Consider the following 18,777-nt stretch of genomic DNA (forward strand, 5'->3'; position numbering starts at 1 on the left):
CTCGCGTGAAGCGAGGGGGCTCGAACCCCCGAAAGAGGGATTGACGACAAGTGCTCGACGTCAACTTCTTCGACGAGCTGCGGATCGGCCTTGCCACCGCGGACGACATCCGGACCTGGTCCCACGGCGAAGTGAAGAAGCCGGAGACCATCAACTACCGCACGCTCAAGCCCGAGAAGGACGGACTCTTCTGCGAGAAGATCTTCGGTCCGACCCGGGACTGGGAGTGCTACTGCGGCAAGTACAAGCGTGTCCGCTTCAAGGGCATCATCTGTGAGCGCTGTGGCGTAGAGGTCACGCGCGCCAAGGTGCGCCGTGAGCGCATGGGTCACATCGAGCTTGCCGCTCCCGTCACCCACATCTGGTACTTCAAGGGCGTCCCGTCGCGCCTCGGATACCTGCTGGACCTCGCGCCGAAGGACCTCGAGAAGGTCATCTACTTCGCCGCGTACATGATCACGTTCGTCGACGAGGAGCGCCGCACGCGTGACCTCCCGTCGCTGGAGGCCCACGTCTCCGTCGAGCGCCAGCAGGTCGAGAACCGCCGCGACTCGGACCTCGAGAACCGCGCCAAGAAGCTCGAGACCGACCTGGCCGAGCTCGAGGCCGAGGGCGCCAAGGCCGACGTGCGCCGCAAGGTGCGCGAAGGTGCCGAGCGTGAGATGAAGCAGCTGCGCGACCGTGCGCAGCGCGAGATCGACCGTCTCGACGAGGTGTGGAGCCGCTTCAAGAACCTCAAGGTCCAGGACCTCGAGGGTGACGAGCTGCTCTACCGCGAGCTGCGTGACCGCTTCGGCACGTACTTCGACGGCTGCATGGGTGCCGCTGCTCTGCAGAAGCGCCTGGAGTCCTTCGACCTCGACGAGGAGGCCGAGCGCCTCCGCGAGATCATCCGGACCGGCAAGGGCCAGAAGAAGACCCGTGCGCTCAAGCGCCTCAAGGTCGTCTCCGCGTTCCTGCAGACCAGCAACAAGCCCAAGGGCATGGTGCTCGACTGCGTGCCGGTCATCCCGCCGGACCTGCGTCCGATGGTGCAGCTGGACGGTGGCCGCTTCGCGACCTCCGACCTGAACGACCTGTACCGCCGTGTGATCAACCGCAACAACCGCCTCAAGCGTCTCCTTGACCTCGGTGCCCCCGAGATCATCGTGAACAACGAGAAGCGGATGCTGCAGGAGGCCGTCGACGCGCTGTTCGACAACGGCCGCCGCGGTCGCCCGGTCACCGGTCCCGGTAACCGTCCCCTGAAGTCCCTCAGCGACATGCTGAAGGGCAAGCAGGGCCGTTTCCGTCAGAACCTCCTCGGCAAGCGTGTGGACTACTCCGCGCGTTCCGTGATCGTCGTCGGTCCGCAGCTCAAGCTGCACCAGTGCGGTCTGCCGAAGGCGATGGCGCTGGAGCTCTTCAAGCCGTTCGTGATGAAGCGCCTGGTGGACCTGAACCACGCGCAGAACATCAAGTCGGCCAAGCGCATGGTCGAGCGTGGCCGCACCGTCGTGTACGACGTCCTCGAAGAGGTCATCGCCGAGCACCCGGTGCTGCTGAACCGTGCGCCCACCCTGCACCGCCTCGGCATCCAGGCCTTCGAGCCGCAGCTGGTCGAGGGCAAGGCCATCCAGATCCACCCGCTCGTCTGCACCGCGTTCAACGCGGACTTCGACGGTGACCAGATGGCCGTCCACCTGCCGCTCTCCGCGGAGGCGCAGGCCGAGGCACGCATCCTGATGCTGTCCTCGAACAACATCCTGAAGCCGGCCGACGGTCGTCCCGTCACCATGCCGACCCAGGACATGGTGCTGGGCCTCTTCTTCCTCACCACGGACGAAGAGGGCCGCAACGTCAAGGGCACGGACCGCGCGTTCGGCTCCACGGCCGAGGCCACCATGGCCTTCGACGCCCGCGAACTGTCGCTCCAGGCGAAGGTCGACATCCGCTTCCCGGTGGGCACCATGCCCCCGCGTGGCTGGGTGCCGCCGGTCGCCGAGGAGGGCGAGCCCGAGTACCAGCCGGGTGACACCTTCCGGCTGCGTACGAGCCTGGGCCGCGCGCTCTTCAACGAGCTGCTGCCCGAGGACTACCCGTTCGTCGACTACTCGGTGGGCAAGAAGCAGCTCTCCGAGATCGTGAACGACCTGGCCGAGCGCTACCCCAAGGTCATCGTGGCGGCGACGCTCGACAACCTGAAGGCGGCCGGTTTCCACTGGGCGACCCGCTCCGGTGTGACCGTGGCCATCTCCGACGTCGTCGTGCCCGAGGCCAAGAAGGCCATCGTCAGGGGTTACGAGGAGCAGGACGAGAAGGTCCAGAAGCAGTACGAGCGCGGTCTCATCACCAAGGACGAGCGCACGCAGGAGCTCATCGCGATCTGGACCAAGGCGACCAACGAGGTTGCCGAGGCGATGAACGCGAACTTCCCGAAGACGAACCCCATCTTCATGATGGTCGACTCGGGTGCCCGAGGAAACATGATGCAGATGCGTCAGATCGCGGGTATGCGTGGTCTCGTGTCGAACGCCAAGAACGAGACGATTCCTCGTCCCATCAAGGCGTCCTTCCGCGAGGGCCTCACCGTTCTGGAGTACTTCATCTCCACGCACGGTGCCCGTAAGGGTCTGGCGGACACCGCCCTGCGTACCGCCGACTCGGGTTACCTGACCCGTCGTCTGGTGGACGTCTCGCAGGACGTGATCATCCGCGAGGAGGACTGCGGCACCGACCGCGGCCTCAAGCTGAAGATCGCCGTCAAGGGTGCCGACGGTGTCCTCCGCAAGACGGACGACGTCGAGACCTCGGTCTACGCCCGCATGCTCGCCGAGGACGTCGTCGTCGACGGCAAGGTCATCGCGCCTGCCAACGTCGACCTCGGCGACGTCCTGATCGACGCCCTCGTGGGCGCCGGCGTCGAGGAGGTCAAGACCCGCTCGGTCCTGACCTGTGAGTCCGCGGTCGGCACCTGTGCCTTCTGCTACGGACGCTCGCTCGCCACCGGCAAGCTGGTCGACATCGGTGAGGCGGTCGGCATCATCGCCGCCCAGTCCATCGGTGAGCCCGGTACCCAGCTGACGATGCGTACCTTCCACACCGGTGGTGTGGCGGGTGACGACATCACGCAGGGTCTGCCCCGTGTCGTCGAGCTCTTCGAGGCGCGTACCCCCAAGGGTGTCGCCCCGATCTCGGAGGCCAAGGGCCGGGTCCGCATCGAGGAGACCGAGAAGACCAAGAAGCTCGTCGTCACCCCGGACGACGGCAGCGAGGAGACGGCGTTCCCGATCTCCAAGCGTGCCCGTCTCCTGGTGGGCGAGGGCGACCCGGTCGAGGTGGGCCAGAAGCTCACCGTCGGTGCCACCAACCCGCACGACGTGCTGCGGATCCTCGGTCAGCGCGCGGTCCAGGTCCACCTGGTCGGCGAGGTCCAGAAGGTCTACAACTCGCAGGGTGTGTCGATCCACGACAAGCACATCGAGATCATCATCCGGCAGATGCTGCGCCGTGTGACGATCATCGAGTCCGGCGACGCGGAGCTGCTGCCGGGCGAGCTCGTCGAGCGCTCGAAGTTCGAGACCGAGAACCGTCGTGTGGTCACCGAGGGCGGTCACCCCGCCTCCGGCCGTCCGCAGCTGATGGGTATCACCAAGGCCTCGCTCGCCACCGAGTCGTGGCTGTCGGCGGCGTCCTTCCAGGAGACGACCAGGGTTCTGACCGACGCGGCGATCAACGCCAAGTCGGACTCCCTGATCGGCCTCAAGGAGAACGTCATCATCGGTAAGCTCATCCCGGCCGGTACGGGTCTGTCCCGCTACCGCAACATCCGGGTCGAGCCGACCGAGGAAGCCAAGGCCGCGATGTACTCGGCCGTCGGCTACGACGACATCGACTACTCGCCGTTCGGCACGGGCTCCGGCCAGGCCGTTCCGCTGGAGGACTACGACTACGGTCCGTACAACCAGTAGAAGTGAGTGAGAAGGGCGCCCACCCCGTCGAGTACCGCGTACGGGGTGGGCGCCCTTCTGCATGCCCGGTACCGCCCGCCGTGAGGTCGGTCACCCGGGGTGACAGGTCGCCCGCCGGTGACGGGCGGGCGGCTGACGTGACGCCGGGCGGCGCGCGGGGCGTTCAGCCTGGTGAGAGGGGCAGTGCGGCCCCGGGGGCCGTCGCTCCGGGGGTCGGTCCTGCCCGGTGGCGCAGGACCACGGGGGCCGGGGCCCGGGGGTGGACGGCATTTGTTTTGACCCAGCTCCGTGAGGTAGGTACGCTCAAGCCTTGTGCCTGGGGTGTGCCTGGGCTCGGGTGCGTGTCCTCAACCGCATGGCGAGTCCGTAAGTGGCCACCGCAATCTGTGTTCCGTCTGCCTTCCAGCAGGGGCGTGCAGTATTCGACACACCCGACCGCGTGGGTCGGTGACTGTTCCAGGTTAGTTTCACCGAACGGCACACAGAAACCGGAGAAGTAGTGCCTACGATCCAGCAGCTGGTCCGGAAGGGCCGGCAGGACAAGGTCGAGAAGAACAAGACGCCCGCGCTCGAGGGTTCGCCCCAGCGTCGTGGTGTCTGCACGCGTGTGTTCACGACCACCCCGAAGAAGCCGAACTCGGCGCTCCGTAAGGTCGCGCGTGTGCGTCTGACCTCCGGTATCGAGGTCACGGCCTACATCCCGGGTGAGGGGCACAACCTGCAGGAGCACTCCATCGTGCTCGTGCGTGGTGGCCGTGTGAAGGACCTGCCGGGTGTTCGTTACAAGATCATCCGCGGTTCGCTCGACACCCAGGGTGTCAAGAACCGCAAGCAGGCCCGCAGCCGCTACGGCGCCAAGAAGGAGAAGTAAGAATGCCTCGTAAGGGCCCCGCCCCGAAGCGCCCGGTCATCATCGACCCGGTCTACAGCTCTCCTCTTGTCACCTCGCTGATCAACAAGATCCTGCTCGACGGCAAGCGTTCCACCGCCGAGCGGATCGTGTACGGCGCCATGGAAGGCCTCCGCGAGAAGACCGGCGCTGACCCGGTCATCACGCTGAAGCGCGCGCTTGAGAACGTCAAGCCCTCGCTCGAGGTCAAGTCCCGCCGTGTCGGTGGCGCCACCTACCAGGTGCCGATCGAGGTCAAGCCCGGTCGCGCCGCCACCCTCGCTCTGCGCTGGGTCGTGGGTTACTCCCGCGCCCGTCGCGAGAAGACCATGACCGAGCGCCTCATGAACGAGCTGCTCGACGCCTCCAACGGTCTTGGCGCTGCCGTCAAGAAGCGCGAGGACACCCACAAGATGGCCGAGTCGAACAAGGCCTTCGCGCACTACCGCTGGTAGTCGCTCACCCCATCGAGACCGAGAGAAGATTGAGCCTTATGGCCACCACTTCGCTTGACCTGGCCAAGGTCCGCAACATCGGGATCATGGCCCACATCGACGCGGGCAAGACGACCACCACCGAGCGGATCCTCTTCTACACCGGCGTTTCGTACAAGATCGGTGAAGTCCACGACGGCGCAGCCACGATGGACTGGATGGAGCAGGAGCAGGAGCGCGGCATCACGATCACGTCCGCCGCGACGACCTGTCACTGGCCGCTCAATGATGTTGACCACACCATCAACATCATCGACACCCCGGGTCACGTCGACTTCACCGTCGAGGTGGAGCGTTCGCTCCGCGTCCTCGACGGTGCCGTCACCGTGTTCGACGGTGTGGCCGGCGTCGAGCCCCAGTCCGAGACCGTCTGGCGTCAGGCGGACCGCTACGGCGTGCCGCGTATCTGCTTCGTCAACAAGCTCGACCGCACGGGCGCCGACTTCCTCCGTTGCGTCGACATGATCGTCCAGCGCCTCGGCGCTGTCCCGATCGTCATGCAGCTCCCCATCGGTGCGGAGGCTGACTTCCGCGGCGTCGTCGACCTCGTGTCGATGAAGGCCTTCGTTTACCCCGAAGAGGCCGTCAAGGGCGAGATGTACGACACCGTCGAGATCCCGGACAACCTCAAGGAGGCCGCCGAGGAATGGCGCGGCAAGCTCCTCGAGGCCGTCTCGGAGAACGACGACCAGATGATGGAGCTGTACCTCGAGGGCGAAGAGCCCACCGAGGAGCAGCTGCACGAGGCGATCCGTCGGATCACCCTCGCGTCGAAGGGCTCGGCCGACTCCGTCACCGTGACCCCCGTCTTCTGTGGCACGGCGTTCAAGAACAAGGGCGTCCAGCCCCTGCTCGACGCCGTCGTCCGCTACCTGCCTTCCCCCCTGGACGTCGAGGCCATCGAGGGCCACGACGTCAAGGACCCGGAGAAGGTCGTCCAGCGGAAGCCCTCGGACGACGAGCCGTTCTCCGGCCTGGCGTTCAAGATCGCGAGCGACCCGCACCTCGGCAAGCTCACCTTCGTCCGGATCTACTCCGGTCGCCTCGAGGCCGGCACCGCGGTGCTGAACTCGGTCAAGGGCAAGAAGGAGCGCATCGGCAAGATCTACCGCATGCACGCGAACAAGCGTGAGGAGATCCCGTCGGTGGGCGCCGGTGACATCGTCGCCGTCATGGGCCTGAAGCAGACCACCACCGGTGAGACGCTGTGTGACGACAAGAACCCGGTGATCCTGGAGTCCATGGACTTCCCGGCGCCGGTCATCCAGGTCGCCATCGAGCCCAAGTCCAAGGGTGACCAGGAGAAGCTGGGTGTCGCCATCCAGCGCCTCTCGGAGGAGGACCCCTCCTTCCAGGTGCACTCCGACGAGGAGACCGGCCAGACCATCATCGGTGGTATGGGCGAGCTTCACCTCGAGGTGCTCGTCGACCGCATGAAGCGCGAGTTCCGCGTCGAGGCGAACGTCGGCAAGCCGCAGGTCGCGTACCGTGAGACGATCCGCAAGGCCGTCGAGCGTATCGACTACACGCACAAGAAGCAGACTGGTGGTACCGGCCAGTTCGCGAAGGTGCAGATCGCCATCGAGCCCATCGAGGGTGGCGACGCGTCCTACGAGTTCGTCAACAAGGTCACCGGTGGCCGCATCCCCCGTGAGTACATTCCCTCGGTGGACGCGGGTGCCCAGGAAGCCATGCAGTTCGGCATCCTGGCCGGCTACGAGATGGTGGGCGTCCGCGTCACCCTTCTCGACGGTGGTTACCACGAGGTCGACTCTTCGGAGCTCGCCTTCAAGATCGCTGGTTCGCAGGCGTTCAAGGAGGGTGCCCGCAAGGCGTCCCCCGTGCTCCTCGAGCCGATGATGGCCGTCGAGGTCACCACACCCGAGGACTACATGGGTGAAGTGGTCGGCGACATCAACTCCCGCCGTGGCCAGATCCAGGCCATGGAGGAGCGCCACGGCGCTCGCGTCGTGAAGGGCCTCGTGCCCCTCTCGGAGATGTTCGGCTACGTCGGAGACCTCCGCAGCAAGACCTCGGGTCGCGCAAGCTACTCGATGCAGTTCGACTCCTACGCCGAGGTTCCGCGGAACGTCGCCGAGGAGATCATCGCGAAGGCCAAGGGCGAGTAACTCTTCCGAGCTCACGCTTTAGGCTTGTCACCGGAGCCCGGTCGGGCATGCGTCGCAGTGCGGCGGATGCCCCCGGCACCGGCATTCCAGCAAAGATCACCTGGCGCCGATGAAGCAAGGCGTACAGAACCACTCAGGAGGACCCCAGTGGCGAAGGCAAAGTTCGAGCGGACTAAGCCGCACGTCAACATCGGCACCATCGGTCACATCGACCACGGTAAGACGACCCTCACGGCCGCCATTACCAAGGTGCTGCACGACGCGTACCCGGACCTGAACGAGGCCTCGGCCTTCGACCAGATCGACAAGGCTCCTGAGGAGCGTCAGCGCGGTATCACGATCTCGATCGCGCACGTCGAGTACCAGACGGAGTCGCGTCACTACGCGCACGTCGACTGCCCGGGTCACGCTGACTACATCAAGAACATGATCACGGGTGCGGCGCAGATGGACGGCGCCATCCTCGTGGTCGCGGCCACCGACGGCCCGATGCCGCAGACCAAGGAGCACGTGCTCCTGGCCCGCCAGGTAGGCGTGCCGTACATCGTCGTCGCGCTGAACAAGGCCGACATGGTGGACGACGAGGAGATCCTGGAGCTCGTCGAGCTCGAGGTCCGTGAGCTCCTCTCCGAGTACGAGTTCCCGGGCGACGACCTTCCGGTCGTCAAGGTCTCGGCGCTCAAGGCCCTCGAGGGCGACGCCGAGTGGGGCCAGACCGTTCTCGACCTGATGAAGGCCGTCGACGAGTCCATCCCGCAGCCCGAGCGTGACGTCGAGAAGCCGTTCCTCATGCCCATCGAGGACGTCTTCACGATCACCGGTCGCGGTACGGTCGTCACCGGCCGCATCGAGCGTGGTGTCCTGAAGGTCAACGAGACCGTCGACATCGTCGGTATCAAGACCGAGAAGACCACCACCACGGTCACCGGCATCGAGATGTTCCGCAAGCTGCTCGACGAGGGCCAGGCCGGTGAGAACGTCGGTCTGCTGCTTCGTGGCATCAAGCGCGAGGACGTCGAGCGCGGCCAGGTCATCATCAAGCCGGGTTCGGTCACGCCGCACACCGAGTTCCAGGCCCAGGCCTACATCCTGTCGAAGGACGAGGGTGGCCGTCACACCCCCTTCTTCAACAACTACCGCCCGCAGTTCTACTTCCGTACCACGGACGTGACGGGCGTTGTGACCCTTCCCGAGGGCACCGAGATGGTCATGCCGGGTGACAACACCCTCATGGACGTCGCGCTGATCCAGCCGGTCGCCATGGAAGAGGGCCTGAAGTTCGCCATCCGTGAGGGTGGTCGTACGGTGGGCGCCGGCCAGGTCACCAAGATCACCAAGTAATTCCGATTACTTGTGGGTCGGGGTAACCCGGTTGCTCTGAACTGAGCGCACAGCACCAAGCAGGGCCCGCACGGCATCACGCCGTGCGGGCCCTGTGCTGTCTCCGCGGGGCTCGCGGCGGACAGGACGACGGGCGCGGCCCGCACACCCTGAGGGTGTGCGGGCCGTCGTGACGCGGGCGTCGTTCGCGTCGGGAGGTGCGGTCAGCTCTCCGGTGGCCGGGCGTATGTGGTGGCCAGCAGGGAATGGCGGGTCGCCCCGTCGCTGTGGACCAGATGGTGCACGGACGACGGGACGAAGCCGCCGAACAGTGTGCCGACGAGCCCCAGCGCCTGGCACCTGAGATTGAGGTCGTAGGTGGCCATCGAGGCCCGCAGCGCACTGATCCGGTAGCCGTGGGAACCCGCCCAGGTGTCCGCCCGGTCCAGACTCGCGTAGAGCGCGACGATCCCCGCTCCGGTGGAGAACTCGCGCTGGACGCCGAGGTTCTCGGCCGGTCCGATCTCGTCGAGCCCGGCCAGGTAGCACGTCTCCTCGGCGGTCACCCGGTACAGCCCTGGTTCGGCGCCCTCGCTGCGGAACGCGAAGACGAAGCCCTCCAGCGCGCCCGCCGAGGCGTCGAGCCCCCAGTCGTCACGGTCCCGGCGCAGCACGTCACGCAGCAGCGACAGGATCACGTCCGTGCGTACCGGCAGTGGCGCGTAGTGCAGCGAGGAGCGGCGGCGTTCGAGCGTGCCCCGCAGGTCGTGGACCGGCCGCAGGTCCTCGGCAGACGGGTGCGGTTCGACGGGCACGGAGTCCGCGAACGGCACCGGCCGGCGCTCGGCCGCCAGGCCGTCCGACGTGGGCGTCCGGGAGGTGAAGCCCTCCAGCACGGCCGTCATGGATGTCACGTCGTTCCTCATGCGGTACCTCCCAGGGACGCGAAGGCCGCCACCGGCTCGTCGGCAGGCGATGTTCCGAGCAGCCGGGCCAACGCGTCGTCGTCCCAGTCCGACCTGGGTGTGAAGCCCAGGCCCAGGTGCTGTGCGAGCTCCCGCAGACTGGCCAGGTTGCAGCCCGCGTCCAGAAAGACCAGCCTGAAGCCGAACGTGCCGTACTTGGTCATGACCTTCTTGAGATCGCCGGTGATGATGATGTCGCACGGCGAGTCACCCGGAGGTACCTCGCCGGAGACGGTCACGAGTGTGTGGCTGCCCTGGGCGTACGCGTAGACCCCAGGAGGCATGATCCGGTCGTCGCGCACCACCGCGTAGGCCGTCGTGCTGCCGATGTTTCCCGACGCCGCGGTCCATCGTTTGACGCGCTCCGGAGTGGTCTCGTCCTCCTTCACCCCGAAGGCGACCTTCAGCAGCAGTCCCAGGGAGCTCAGGGTGAGCGGGGTGTCGCCGTGGGACGGGTCATGCCGTTCCGACCCGGCGAGGACGGAGATGTCCAGGGCGGGGAGCGGTGTGTGCGGGCGGCTCGGCCAGTCCTTGAACTGCGACTGCAGGCGCAGGTTGGACGCGTAGTAGTGCGCCTGGTGGTCCTTCGGAGCGAGGAACGCGCGTGGAGGCATCGCGACCGAGGCCTCGTAGACGGCACCGGCGGGTGCCTGGGGTGCGACCGGCCCCCGCGCGTAGGAGCAGCGAGGGCACCCCGGGCGGACGGCAACCGGCCGGTAGACCGTGCTCAGGGTCGCGGTGTCGATGACGGTGAAGTCGCCGGGGAGGTGCGAGATCGTGGCCCGTGCGAGCAACGCGGTGACGTGGTGGGAGGCCAGGCCGACGACCAGGTCGTGCAGGTACTCCGGCGGCTCGCCGGAGAGGTCCGCCTCACCGTGACGGCCGCAGTCCAGGCACGGTGTGATCGAGAGGTCGGCGTACGGGCCGATCGTGATCGTCCGCGCGTCGGCGCGCACCCGCAGCAGCGGACGCCCGTCCTGCCGGCACCGTTCCTCGGTGGCGGCGAGCAGGGGTGCCGACGCGGGCGTCTCGAAGAACACGGTGAGCTCGTCACCGGGGCCCGGCGGCCCGGCCGGTTCCGTGACCACCGGGCACACCTCCCGCAGCGACCGGCGGGCCCCGGCGACCAGGGCGGCGTCCCCCTCGAGGCGCACCGAGCGCGACACCAGCCGCGCCGCGGCATCCGCCCAGGACGGGTTCGATCCGGTGGAGTTGCCCAGCCGGGAGAGGAAGACGGCCCATTCGGGCGTGACGTCCGGTTCCTCGCCGGACATGGCCTCCTCGACCGCCCCGGCCGACCACAGCAAGGCCAGGCACTTGTAGACCGTGGCCTCGTCGAATCCCGTCTTGAGCGCCAGTTCAGTGTGGTCGCGGGTTCCGTCGCACGCCTCGGTCAGGGGCACCAGCCCTTCTCGTGCGAACGCTCCGGAGAACACCTGTGCCCGGTCGGCCCCGTCGAGCACGACGGATTCCCCTGCCCTGCGCAGCCTCACCCCGCGGCGCAGGACGGGCCGGGCAGGGACGGTCAACTGCATGTCCGTACGTGCGGCCCGCCCGATCTGCTCGGCCTTCATCTCGGCAACCATGATCGATCTCCCTCTTACCGCAGCAGTTCCGGAACAGGCATGGCGCTGTCCGCGCGCGCCTGCGAGAACCGGCCCCCGCACCGGGGGCACCGGTTCACCGAGACCGTCACCGCGGACGAGACGGCTCCGGAGACGAGATTGAACGTACGTACGGTGCCCCCGATCCCCGTCACACCCGTGGCGATCTCGGTCAGGGCGAGGTCCAGGAGGCCGGAGGCGACGGACAGGTGCTGCCGGCCGAACCCCTCGGGCAGGCCGGACAGGGCGGCGTCCATGTCGTACGGGCGGGCGGTGCCCGCGTGTTGGGCGGCGCGCTTCCTGTAGCACGCGTAGCAGGCCGTCCGGCCCGGAACCACGACGGGTCCGCAGAGGATCTTGGTCGGCAGCAGCTGGAGCCCGACGGACGGTGTGCTCCGTTCCGCGCAGATCCGGTCCGTCTCGTCGCGGAGCCCGGGGTCGCCGCCGGCATGCACGGGGACGACGACATCCGCGTGCGGTGCCGTGTCGTTCAGGAAGTCCTCGAAGGACACCTGTAGCTCCGGGGGGACACCACGGTGCTCCGTGAGCCGCCGGCTGAAGGTGTCACCCACGAGGTACAGGCACTGCGGACGCGGATCGTGCGACATGCTGCTCTGCTCCTTCTTCTCGCTCATGCGAACGGCTGCTGCACGGGGTTGACCGCGTCCTCGGCATGGCTCGTGTGCCCCATCGCGCGCGGCGCGTCATAGAGGCGCGGGGTGCCCAGGTACCGCTCGCCGTGTACGAACGACACGGGCATGGCCTCGGGCACGAGCACCTTGACCGCCCGCATGCCCACCTGGCGCGCCTCGTCCGTGGTGATGTCCGTGACGAGCACCTCGGCACCCCGTGCCGCGAGCCGGGCGACGACGGTGTCCAGCGGGTCCGCTCCCGCCGGAAGCCCCGGCATGCCTTCGAGGCCGTACGCCGGCCGTTCACCGTCCAGCAGGAAGCCGAACACGTCCCGCCGGTCGCGCGTCGCGTTGTGGACCGCGCCGCCGACGACGCTCACCTTGGCCGGATCGGGCTCGCGCCCGGCGTACGCCGAGAGGTATCCGCGCAACGCCACCCGCAGGGAGGCCAGTTCGCGGTAGATCTTGCCCAGCGCCTGTTCCGGATGGACGTCGCAGGTGGCGGCGACGATCTGGGCGAGCGCGGGGTCGGCGTCGGAGAGCTGCACGGCGTAGATCACCGGGACGCCGAAGTCCGTCGTCGCGTCGAACAGCCTCACCCGCAGGTCCGTGGAGGTGCCGACGCGGTGCAGTTCCCGGACGCCGGCGTCGAGCCGCGCCGGATCCACGACCAGCTCGGGCAGCCGCAGCTGCTGGAGCCAGACCAGCGCGATGGCGTCCCGCTCGACGACTTCCAGCAACCCGCCGAGCACGGCGCTGCGTACGTCGGAGTGGACGGCGGCACCCGTGGTGATCCCGCGGATGAACTCTTCGGACTTCGACTGGTAGGGCATGTGCAGATACACGGAGATCGCCGGCACGAGCACCGGTATCCGCCGGGTGAGCGACCATGCGCGCACCCATCGGATCGGGACCGAGGGGTCGTACGCGGACAGGCTGCAGTCGTCGCGGGCCAGCTCGGTGGGCGAGCAGCTGGGCCACCGGGACGGCGACACGAACTCCTCTGTGAGGTCGTTCTCGGCGGCGACCACCATCTCGTCGTCGTCCCAGGCACACGTGGAGTACCGTTCGAGCGCTTCCGCGATGGAGACCAGCTTGGCGCGCTCGGGCGTGAGCCCGGTGCCCGCGCCGTCGGAATTTCCGGTGTCCTCGTCGTGGGCCCACGTCCGCAGGTTGGGAAGAGCACGGGACGGGACACCGAGATAGGCCAGCTGGACGGCGAAGGGCGGTTCGCCCTCGCGCACCGGCAGCGGCGCGGTGCGTGACACCAGTCCGTAGGGCGAGACGAGCTCCTCGAGACCGCGCAGCTCGGCCGAGATGTGCTCCTGAGGCCTGTTCAGATGCATGTGGTTCTTCTTCCCGCGTCCGGATGTTCCCCGTGTCCTTGCCGCGCTACTCGGCGGTCTTCGTGGATCCCGACGCCATGCTCCTGGCCAGGCCGTCGAGCTCGTCCTGGAGCTCCTTCATGGACTTTCCGCAGACCTCTTCGTTCGCACGTGCGACGACGTAGCAGAAGACGTACCTCTCCGCCAGGCTGAAACCGAGGGTGTACAGGCAGCTGTACAGCAGGCTGGTCTGCAGCCGGAAGGCCAGGAAGTCGGCGTCGCGGTGCATCAGGCGGTCCAGCTCGGGGCTCGGTGGCGTATGGAAGCGCGTCGGCTCGACCGGGGCGCCTCGCTTGCGAATGAGATCTTCGAGCGTGTGTCCGGCGTTGACGACGGATCCGTCCGAGAAATTTTCGGCCAGGTGGCTTGATTCAGACGTGATGGATTTCGTCCAAAGCCGAACCATCTCGTCGGCCGGATCGTCGTCCGGATCGCCGCACGCCGTGATGAATTCCCGGACGCCGGCCCCTACCTGTTCGTAGAACCGGGCGCAGGCGGCGTCGAAGGATTGCGGGTCCTTGGTGCGCAGATAAATCGCCTCGAAATGCGAACGGTAACTCAGCAGGCGTAGGGAAAGCAGCTCACGGAATTCGTATCCGTCGATTTCTCTCTGCGGTGATCTCAGAAGAGTGGCTCTGGTGTGCGCGGCCATGAGGCGGATGGCACCGAGTGCCGGCGGAGGCGATTGAGGTGTCTCTGCCGCACGATTCAAGAATGAGACGAGAGTCGGTGCGGCCTCCTGGAAGAGCCGCTTGGAGGAAGCGGAGAATCCGGTTCCGGTAAACCCCGCGTTCCACAGCGGTGAGGGAACCGAATCAAGGGGCGTGGCGTCTACCTGTGCGGCGCACCCATATCGTTCGGCCGTTCTATGCAGGTCAGCGCGGGTGGAGTCCTCGTCGGACACCCCTTCGATGCTGATCTGCAGGGTGTCCGTGCCGAGCTGCGCGTCCTGGGTGCGGACGAAGTAGTAAGGGCCGTGACCGCCTGCTCCACCTACCCGCTCCGGCGCGAACAATTCGCGAATCAGGGGCGCGAACGTGTCGTTGTATTTTGAACCAACTGGCTGCGGGATGGTGGCAAACAAGTGCACGAATGAAACCCCCGAGATTTCGGCCGGCGCCAGACGGGCCGTCACGTGATCTTGTAATCGACCGTAACTCAGAGAGATGAGAAGAAGGAACCCCGGCTCCAGTGTGATCTGCGTCACTCCGGAAACTGCTTGCGTTGTGATCGTCCGAATGCCTAGATTCGAATCACATTGACGAAAGGGGGTGTAATCAATGGAGCAGCAGATCGAACTCGATGTGCTCGAGATTTCGGACCTCATTGCAGGTGCCGGGGAGAACGATGACCTGGCGCAGGTGATGGCCGCCTCGTGCACGACCACCAGTGTTTCGACGAGTTCTTCGTCGTCCTCGTCCTGAATCTAGGGACCGGGAAACAGTTGAGCCACCGTCGGGGTGTTCCTCGGCGGTGGCCTTCTGCAGTCCTGGCGTGCCTTTTCCGATTCGAGGAACGCGCCGTCCCTGGAGGTGCGACCAGAGGTGCGGGCGTCGTGCCCCGGACGACGACGGGCTCGTGCGAAGCCGGCCGGCCGAGAGCCGGAACACATGTTGTCAAGCGCGAACTGACCGGTGCGGTGGAGTGACAGGCGGGCTCCGTGCGGCGGGGCGCCTCTCCGCGGCCCGGCCCCGACGTCCGCACGCCGTGGTGAACCGGGCCGGCGTGACGAAGTTGGGGGATTCCTATGGGTGTGAACATCAGTCCGTACGTCGTCTATCGGCGCAGCAGACTCCCACTGGGCGAGCTCGGAGGGATGTCCTTCACCACCGCCTGGTCGCGCATCGATGAACTGCACGCCCTGCGGGACGAGATCGGCAAGAACGCCGTCGGCCTGGCCGACCGCCTCGGCGAGCTCGTGCCTACGCTGGGGGACGACGTCCGGGCCGACCTGATCAGGCTGCGGCGCGACGTGCACAATCTGCGGCACGACCGGGCGGTGGCGCGACTGGAGCCACTGCGTCCGCATCTCGGCCGCGAGGTGGTCGACGAGGTCGAGACCTGGTGCGCGCTCGGCGTGCGGGCCGAACAGTGCGAGCGAGCAGGGCGCGAGGAGCTCGAGAGTGAGAAGGCCCGGGCCGCCGACGGCTTCGGCGCCCTCTTCGAGCACGATGCGATGGCCCGCAGCATCCAGCTCTCCGGCGACCGGCTGTACCGGGGCCTGCGCGACCTCGTCGCGGGCGACGAGGCGAGCGCCCTCAAGCCGAGCAAGGCCCGGCTGCGGGAGTCTTCCCTCGTCAACTTCGCCTACCGGGCGAGCTTGAAGCCGTCCCCCTTCGGACGGTTCACCGAGATCGGCGCGTTCCCTCCGGACGACCCGCGCCCCGCGGATCCCGGTGGCCGGCACGGCGGGACGCAGGAGTCGGTCACGACGCTGAACCGTCTCCTCGTGAACTGGGTGCTCGCCGGCCTGCCGCTCGTACCGGGCGGGATGGAGCCGGGGCACCTCGTGCTGAACTCCACGCTGCGGGCCGGCACCGAGTACGTCGAGTACGTCGGTGTCGCTCCCGGCTCCCGTGAGGACGGCCGGATGGCCACCGAGAGGGTGCTGCGCGTACGCCGGGAGGGACTCTTCGACGCACTGCTCGCGGCGATGCCCGAAGGATCGGCTCCGGCGGCCACGGTGCTGCGCGACCTCACCGCCGTCACCGGGAAGGCGGAGACGAGCCGGAAGGTCGTGCAGGGGCTGATCCGGGCCGGCATCCTCTTCTTCCGGCCGGAGATCGACGATCACGACCCCGACTACTCCATGAAGCTCGACCGCGTACTCGCGGCCGGCGGGACGCCGGAGACGGCCGCGCTACGCGGACACTTCTCCGAACTCAGGCGGTTGGAGACGGACTTCTCCGAGGCGGCGGCCGACGAGAGGCAGAAGCTGCTCGACTCGGCGTACGCGGCGATCGGCGGCATCGCCGAGCTGTGCAAGGTGTCCCCGCCCCCCGAGGAGGTCCTGAAGTCACCGGTCTTCGAGGACACTCCGGCATCCACGGCGCCCCAGGCCTGGAACCTGCCGACGGTGGAGGGGAGCATCCCCGCCCTGACGGGCCTCTGGCGTCTGGCCTCGATGATGGACAACGGCCAGGTGAAGCGACTGGGTCTCTACTCCTTCGCCACCCGCGTGCTCGGCGACCGCAGCACGATGCCCTTCCTCGAGTTCTTCCAGGCCTTCTCGTCGCTGACGGACCAGGAACAGGTCGACGTGTTCATGGGGCGCGACGTGGAGGAGGCCGAGAGGTACACGAGGCAGCGGGCGGAGGCTCTGCGCACGATCCGGCAGCGGCTCGTGCCCGGGGACGGCACCGTGCACCTGGACCCCTCGGTCATCGAGAAGGCCTGCGAGGGCGTGGAGGACCTCCTGGACACGGAATCGGTGACGTTCCGCGCACAGTTCGCCCAGGGAGTGCTGCCCGACCGGGACCGGACGTTGGTCGTGAACGGCCTGCTCACCGGCTACGGCGTCTACTTCTCACGGTTCGGCTCGTTCGTCGAGGGCACCGACGAATGGTCCCTGCCGGCCGCCCAGCGGGAGCACCTCGCACGCAGGTTCCCCGGCCAGGTCGACCTCAACTCCGTGCTCGGATTCAACTTCAACCTGCACCCCTCGGTGACCCGGCGGGTCGTCAACTACCCCGGCGCGGTGTCGCTCGGCGCCGAGCGGACGGTCTACGGACTGGCGCGTCTGGAGGTCCGCGCGGATCAGGCCACCAGGTCGCTGCGCCTCTGGGACCCTGAGGCGCAGGAAACCCTCGACCTCGTGCCCATGAACTTCATGACCCCGATCGGGGTCCCGCTGCTCTACCGTCTGCTCGAGGCGCTGTCCCCGTCCAACCGCTACCTGTGGAAGCCCCTGGACGACATCAGGGACGCGGGAGGGCCCACGGTGTACGGCGAGACGGCACCCCGGCTGGTCGTGGGTGACGTCGTGGCCGACCGCAGGTCCTGGAACGTGGCCGCGGCCGAGATCCCCATGCTCCAGGATCTGAGCCGGGACGTGCCCGAAGCGCTCGTGGCCTTCGACGCGTGGCGCCTGACGCGGGGCCTTCCCCGCCACGCCTTCGTGCTGTGCCAGACGCCCGAGGAGCGAGACGTCATGGCCGGGCGCAGCCGGAAGGTGACCCGCCAGTGGGCGGACTACGCGCACCTGCGGCGCGCCAGCGTGCACAAGCCGATGTACGTCGACTTCCGGAACCCCTTCCTGGTCCGGAGCTTCGCGAAGTCGGCCCTGTCACGCGGCGATGTCGTCGCGTCGATCCGCGAGTGCCTTCCTTCGGTGGACGACTACGGCCCGGACACGGGCTGGACCGCAGCAGAGGAGTTCTTCGTTGAACTGTGTACCGACAACTAGTGGGCAGACCGGAACGCGTGAGTGGAGGACGGTCCACATCCACGTTCCGCACTCGCTGCACACCCCCTTCCTGTGCGACGTGGTCGAGCCGCTGCTCCGGTCCGAGGGACTCCAGGACCACTTCTTCTTCCTCCGGTACTGGCAGGGCGGCCCCCATCTGCGGCTGCGGATGCTCTGCGGCCCCGGGGCCGGTTCGGCCGAGGCGGCCGAACGGGTCGTCGCGGGTCTGGCACGTGCGATGCCGGAGTTCGGTGCGCAGGCGCGGGAGGAATACGCGCTCGGGCTGACCTTGCAGGACGAGCTCGCCCGCCTGGAGAAGGAGACCTCGGAGGAGGGCCGGCCCATCGGGGCCCTCGACCGGGTGGCGTACGAGCCGGAGTACCGCAAGTACGGGGGAACGGAGGGGCTGCAGATCGCCGAGACCGTCTTCCGCAAGTCGTCGGTGGCGGTCCTCGGCCTGCTGGGCGGGCAACCGCGGGCGTGGGTGGACGAGCGCCGGGCACCGATCGGGGAAGCCGCGAGGATCATGGCGATGTTCCTCCACGGGGCAGGCCTCGACCCGCGGGCCGCAGGGCTGTTCCTGCGGGAGTACGAGGACTGGTGGCGTACGTACGCGCCGGATGACATGCAGCGTGCCTGGCCGAAACTGTTCGGCGGCGTCTCGGCACAGATGACGAATCTGTGCGCGGCGGTCTGGCGTGACGGCGCCACGGACGTGTTCCACGACATCAGCGCGGAGGCCGCAGCCCGCGCCCGTTCCGTGTGCGGGGCGGAGCCCGGCGGCGATGTCCGCGACCTCCGGCTCGACGGCACGCCTTACCCGGGCTGTCTCTCGAACTACGTGCACACCACCAACAACCGTCTCGGCCTGGTCCCCGCCGCCGAGGGGCTCGTCGCGTACCTCGTGCGCCGGGGCCTGGAAGCGATGGACGGGTAGGGCCTGTCGTTGTCGGGATCGTGCGGGGCCCCGATGCCCCGGTGCCGGAAGCCCGGAGCCTCCGTCC

The 18,777-nt window shown here is 67.6% G+C and carries 13 protein-coding genes; 8 read left to right on the forward strand and 5 right to left on the reverse strand.

The window, feature by feature from the left end:
- Window positions 1–50 precede the first annotated feature (50 nt).
- From OO67_RS05190 to tuf, 5 genes are all read left to right on the forward strand, one after another.
- Window positions 51–3,950 carry a DNA-directed RNA polymerase subunit beta' gene (locus OO67_RS05190; protein ID WP_033297589.1) on the forward strand — a complete coding sequence of 1,300 codons (3,900 nt, stop codon included), beginning with the start codon at window positions 51–53 and terminating at the stop codon, window positions 3,948–3,950.
- Window positions 3,951–4,449: 499 nt separating this feature from the next.
- Window positions 4,450–4,821, forward strand: a complete 372-nt coding sequence (gene rpsL, locus OO67_RS05195) for a 30S ribosomal protein S12 (protein ID WP_003948652.1) — start codon at window positions 4,450–4,452, stop codon at window positions 4,819–4,821.
- A 2-nt stretch (window positions 4,822–4,823) separates the two neighbouring features.
- Window positions 4,824–5,294, forward strand: coding sequence for a 30S ribosomal protein S7 (gene rpsG / locus OO67_RS05200; protein ID WP_018101248.1), 471 nt, complete (start codon window positions 4,824–4,826; stop codon window positions 5,292–5,294).
- Between the two features lie 38 nt (window positions 5,295–5,332).
- Entirely contained in the window at window positions 5,333–7,462 is a 2,130-nt protein-coding gene (gene fusA, locus OO67_RS05205; protein WP_033297590.1) for an elongation factor G, read from the forward strand.
- Between the two features lie 147 nt (window positions 7,463–7,609).
- On the forward strand, window positions 7,610–8,803 hold the full coding sequence (gene tuf, locus OO67_RS05210) for an elongation factor Tu (protein WP_033297591.1): 1,194 nt from the start codon (window positions 7,610–7,612) through the stop codon (window positions 8,801–8,803).
- 203 nt (window positions 8,804–9,006) lie between these two features.
- Here the strand turns inward: tuf and OO67_RS05215 are convergent, their stop codons facing one another.
- Genes OO67_RS05215 through OO67_RS38530 form a run of 5 tightly spaced genes read right to left on the reverse strand, consistent with a single transcriptional unit; the run spans window position 9,007 to window position 14,575 of the window.
- Window positions 9,007–9,708 (reverse strand): tpaF, encoded by a 702-nt coding sequence (locus OO67_RS05215; protein WP_033297592.1) that lies wholly within the window; start codon window positions 9,706–9,708, stop codon window positions 9,007–9,009.
- Window positions 9,705–11,333, reverse strand: coding sequence for a nitroreductase family protein (locus tag OO67_RS05220; protein WP_033297593.1), 1,629 nt, complete (start codon window positions 11,331–11,333; stop codon window positions 9,705–9,707). The genes OO67_RS05215 and OO67_RS05220 overlap by 4 nt, the downstream gene beginning before the upstream one ends.
- Window positions 11,334–11,347: 14 nt before the next feature.
- Complete coding sequence (locus OO67_RS05225; RefSeq protein WP_051709133.1) at window positions 11,348–11,986, reverse strand: hypothetical protein; 639 nt, start codon at window positions 11,984–11,986, stop codon at window positions 11,348–11,350.
- Window positions 11,983–13,329: a YcaO-like family protein gene (locus tag OO67_RS05230; protein ID WP_051709136.1), complete on the reverse strand. Its 1,347-nt coding sequence runs from the start codon at window positions 13,327–13,329 to the stop codon at window positions 11,983–11,985. The genes OO67_RS05225 and OO67_RS05230 overlap by 4 nt, the downstream gene beginning before the upstream one ends.
- 46 nt (window positions 13,330–13,375) lie before the next feature.
- Window positions 13,376–14,575: a hypothetical protein gene (locus OO67_RS38530; protein WP_157841653.1), complete on the reverse strand. Its 1,200-nt coding sequence runs from the start codon at window positions 14,573–14,575 to the stop codon at window positions 13,376–13,378.
- A gap of 73 nt (window positions 14,576–14,648) precedes the next feature.
- Between OO67_RS38530 and OO67_RS36250 the strand changes: the two genes are divergently transcribed.
- The 3 genes from OO67_RS36250 (at window position 14,649) to OO67_RS05245 (ending at window position 18,710) form a co-directional block, all read left to right on the forward strand.
- Window positions 14,649–14,792, forward strand: coding sequence for a thiocillin/thiostrepton family thiazolyl peptide (locus OO67_RS36250; protein ID WP_078597647.1), 144 nt, complete (start codon window positions 14,649–14,651; stop codon window positions 14,790–14,792).
- A 329-nt stretch (window positions 14,793–15,121) separates the two neighbouring features.
- Window positions 15,122–17,773, forward strand: a complete 2,652-nt coding sequence (locus OO67_RS05240; RefSeq protein WP_244300041.1) for a lantibiotic dehydratase — start codon at window positions 15,122–15,124, stop codon at window positions 17,771–17,773.
- Window positions 17,664–18,710 (forward strand): lantibiotic dehydratase C-terminal domain-containing protein, encoded by a 1,047-nt coding sequence (locus tag OO67_RS05245; RefSeq protein WP_078597759.1) that lies wholly within the window; start codon window positions 17,664–17,666, stop codon window positions 18,708–18,710. Before OO67_RS05240 ends, OO67_RS05245 begins: the two co-directional genes overlap by 110 nt.
- Window positions 18,711–18,777 lie beyond the last annotated feature (67 nt).

Origin of the sequence: Streptomyces atroolivaceus (genome assembly GCF_000717025.1) — a bacterium.
Taxonomy (GTDB): Bacteria; Actinomycetota; Actinomycetes; order Streptomycetales; family Streptomycetaceae; genus Streptomyces; species Streptomyces atroolivaceus.

Coding starts and splice junctions, on each gene's coding strand:
- rpsG (WP_018101248.1), top strand. CDS start 4,824: ATGCCTCGTAAGGGCCCCGCCCCGAAGCGCCCGGTCATCATCGACCCG.
- fusA (WP_033297590.1), top strand. CDS start 5,333: ATGGCCACCACTTCGCTTGACCTGGCCAAGGTCCGCAACATCGGGATC.
- OO67_RS05215 (WP_033297592.1), bottom strand. CDS start 9,708: ATGAGGAACGACGTGACATCCATGACGGCCGTGCTGGAGGGCTTCACC.
- OO67_RS05220 (WP_033297593.1), bottom strand. CDS start 11,333: ATGGTTGCCGAGATGAAGGCCGAGCAGATCGGGCGGGCCGCACGTACG.
- OO67_RS05225 (WP_051709133.1), bottom strand. CDS start 11,986: ATGAGCGAGAAGAAGGAGCAGAGCAGCATGTCGCACGATCCGCGTCCG.
- OO67_RS05230 (WP_051709136.1), bottom strand. CDS start 13,329: ATGCATCTGAACAGGCCTCAGGAGCACATCTCGGCCGAGCTGCGCGGT.
- OO67_RS36250 (WP_078597647.1), top strand. CDS start 14,649: ATGGAGCAGCAGATCGAACTCGATGTGCTCGAGATTTCGGACCTCATT.
- OO67_RS05245 (WP_078597759.1), top strand. CDS start 17,664: ATGTCGTCGCGTCGATCCGCGAGTGCCTTCCTTCGGTGGACGACTACG.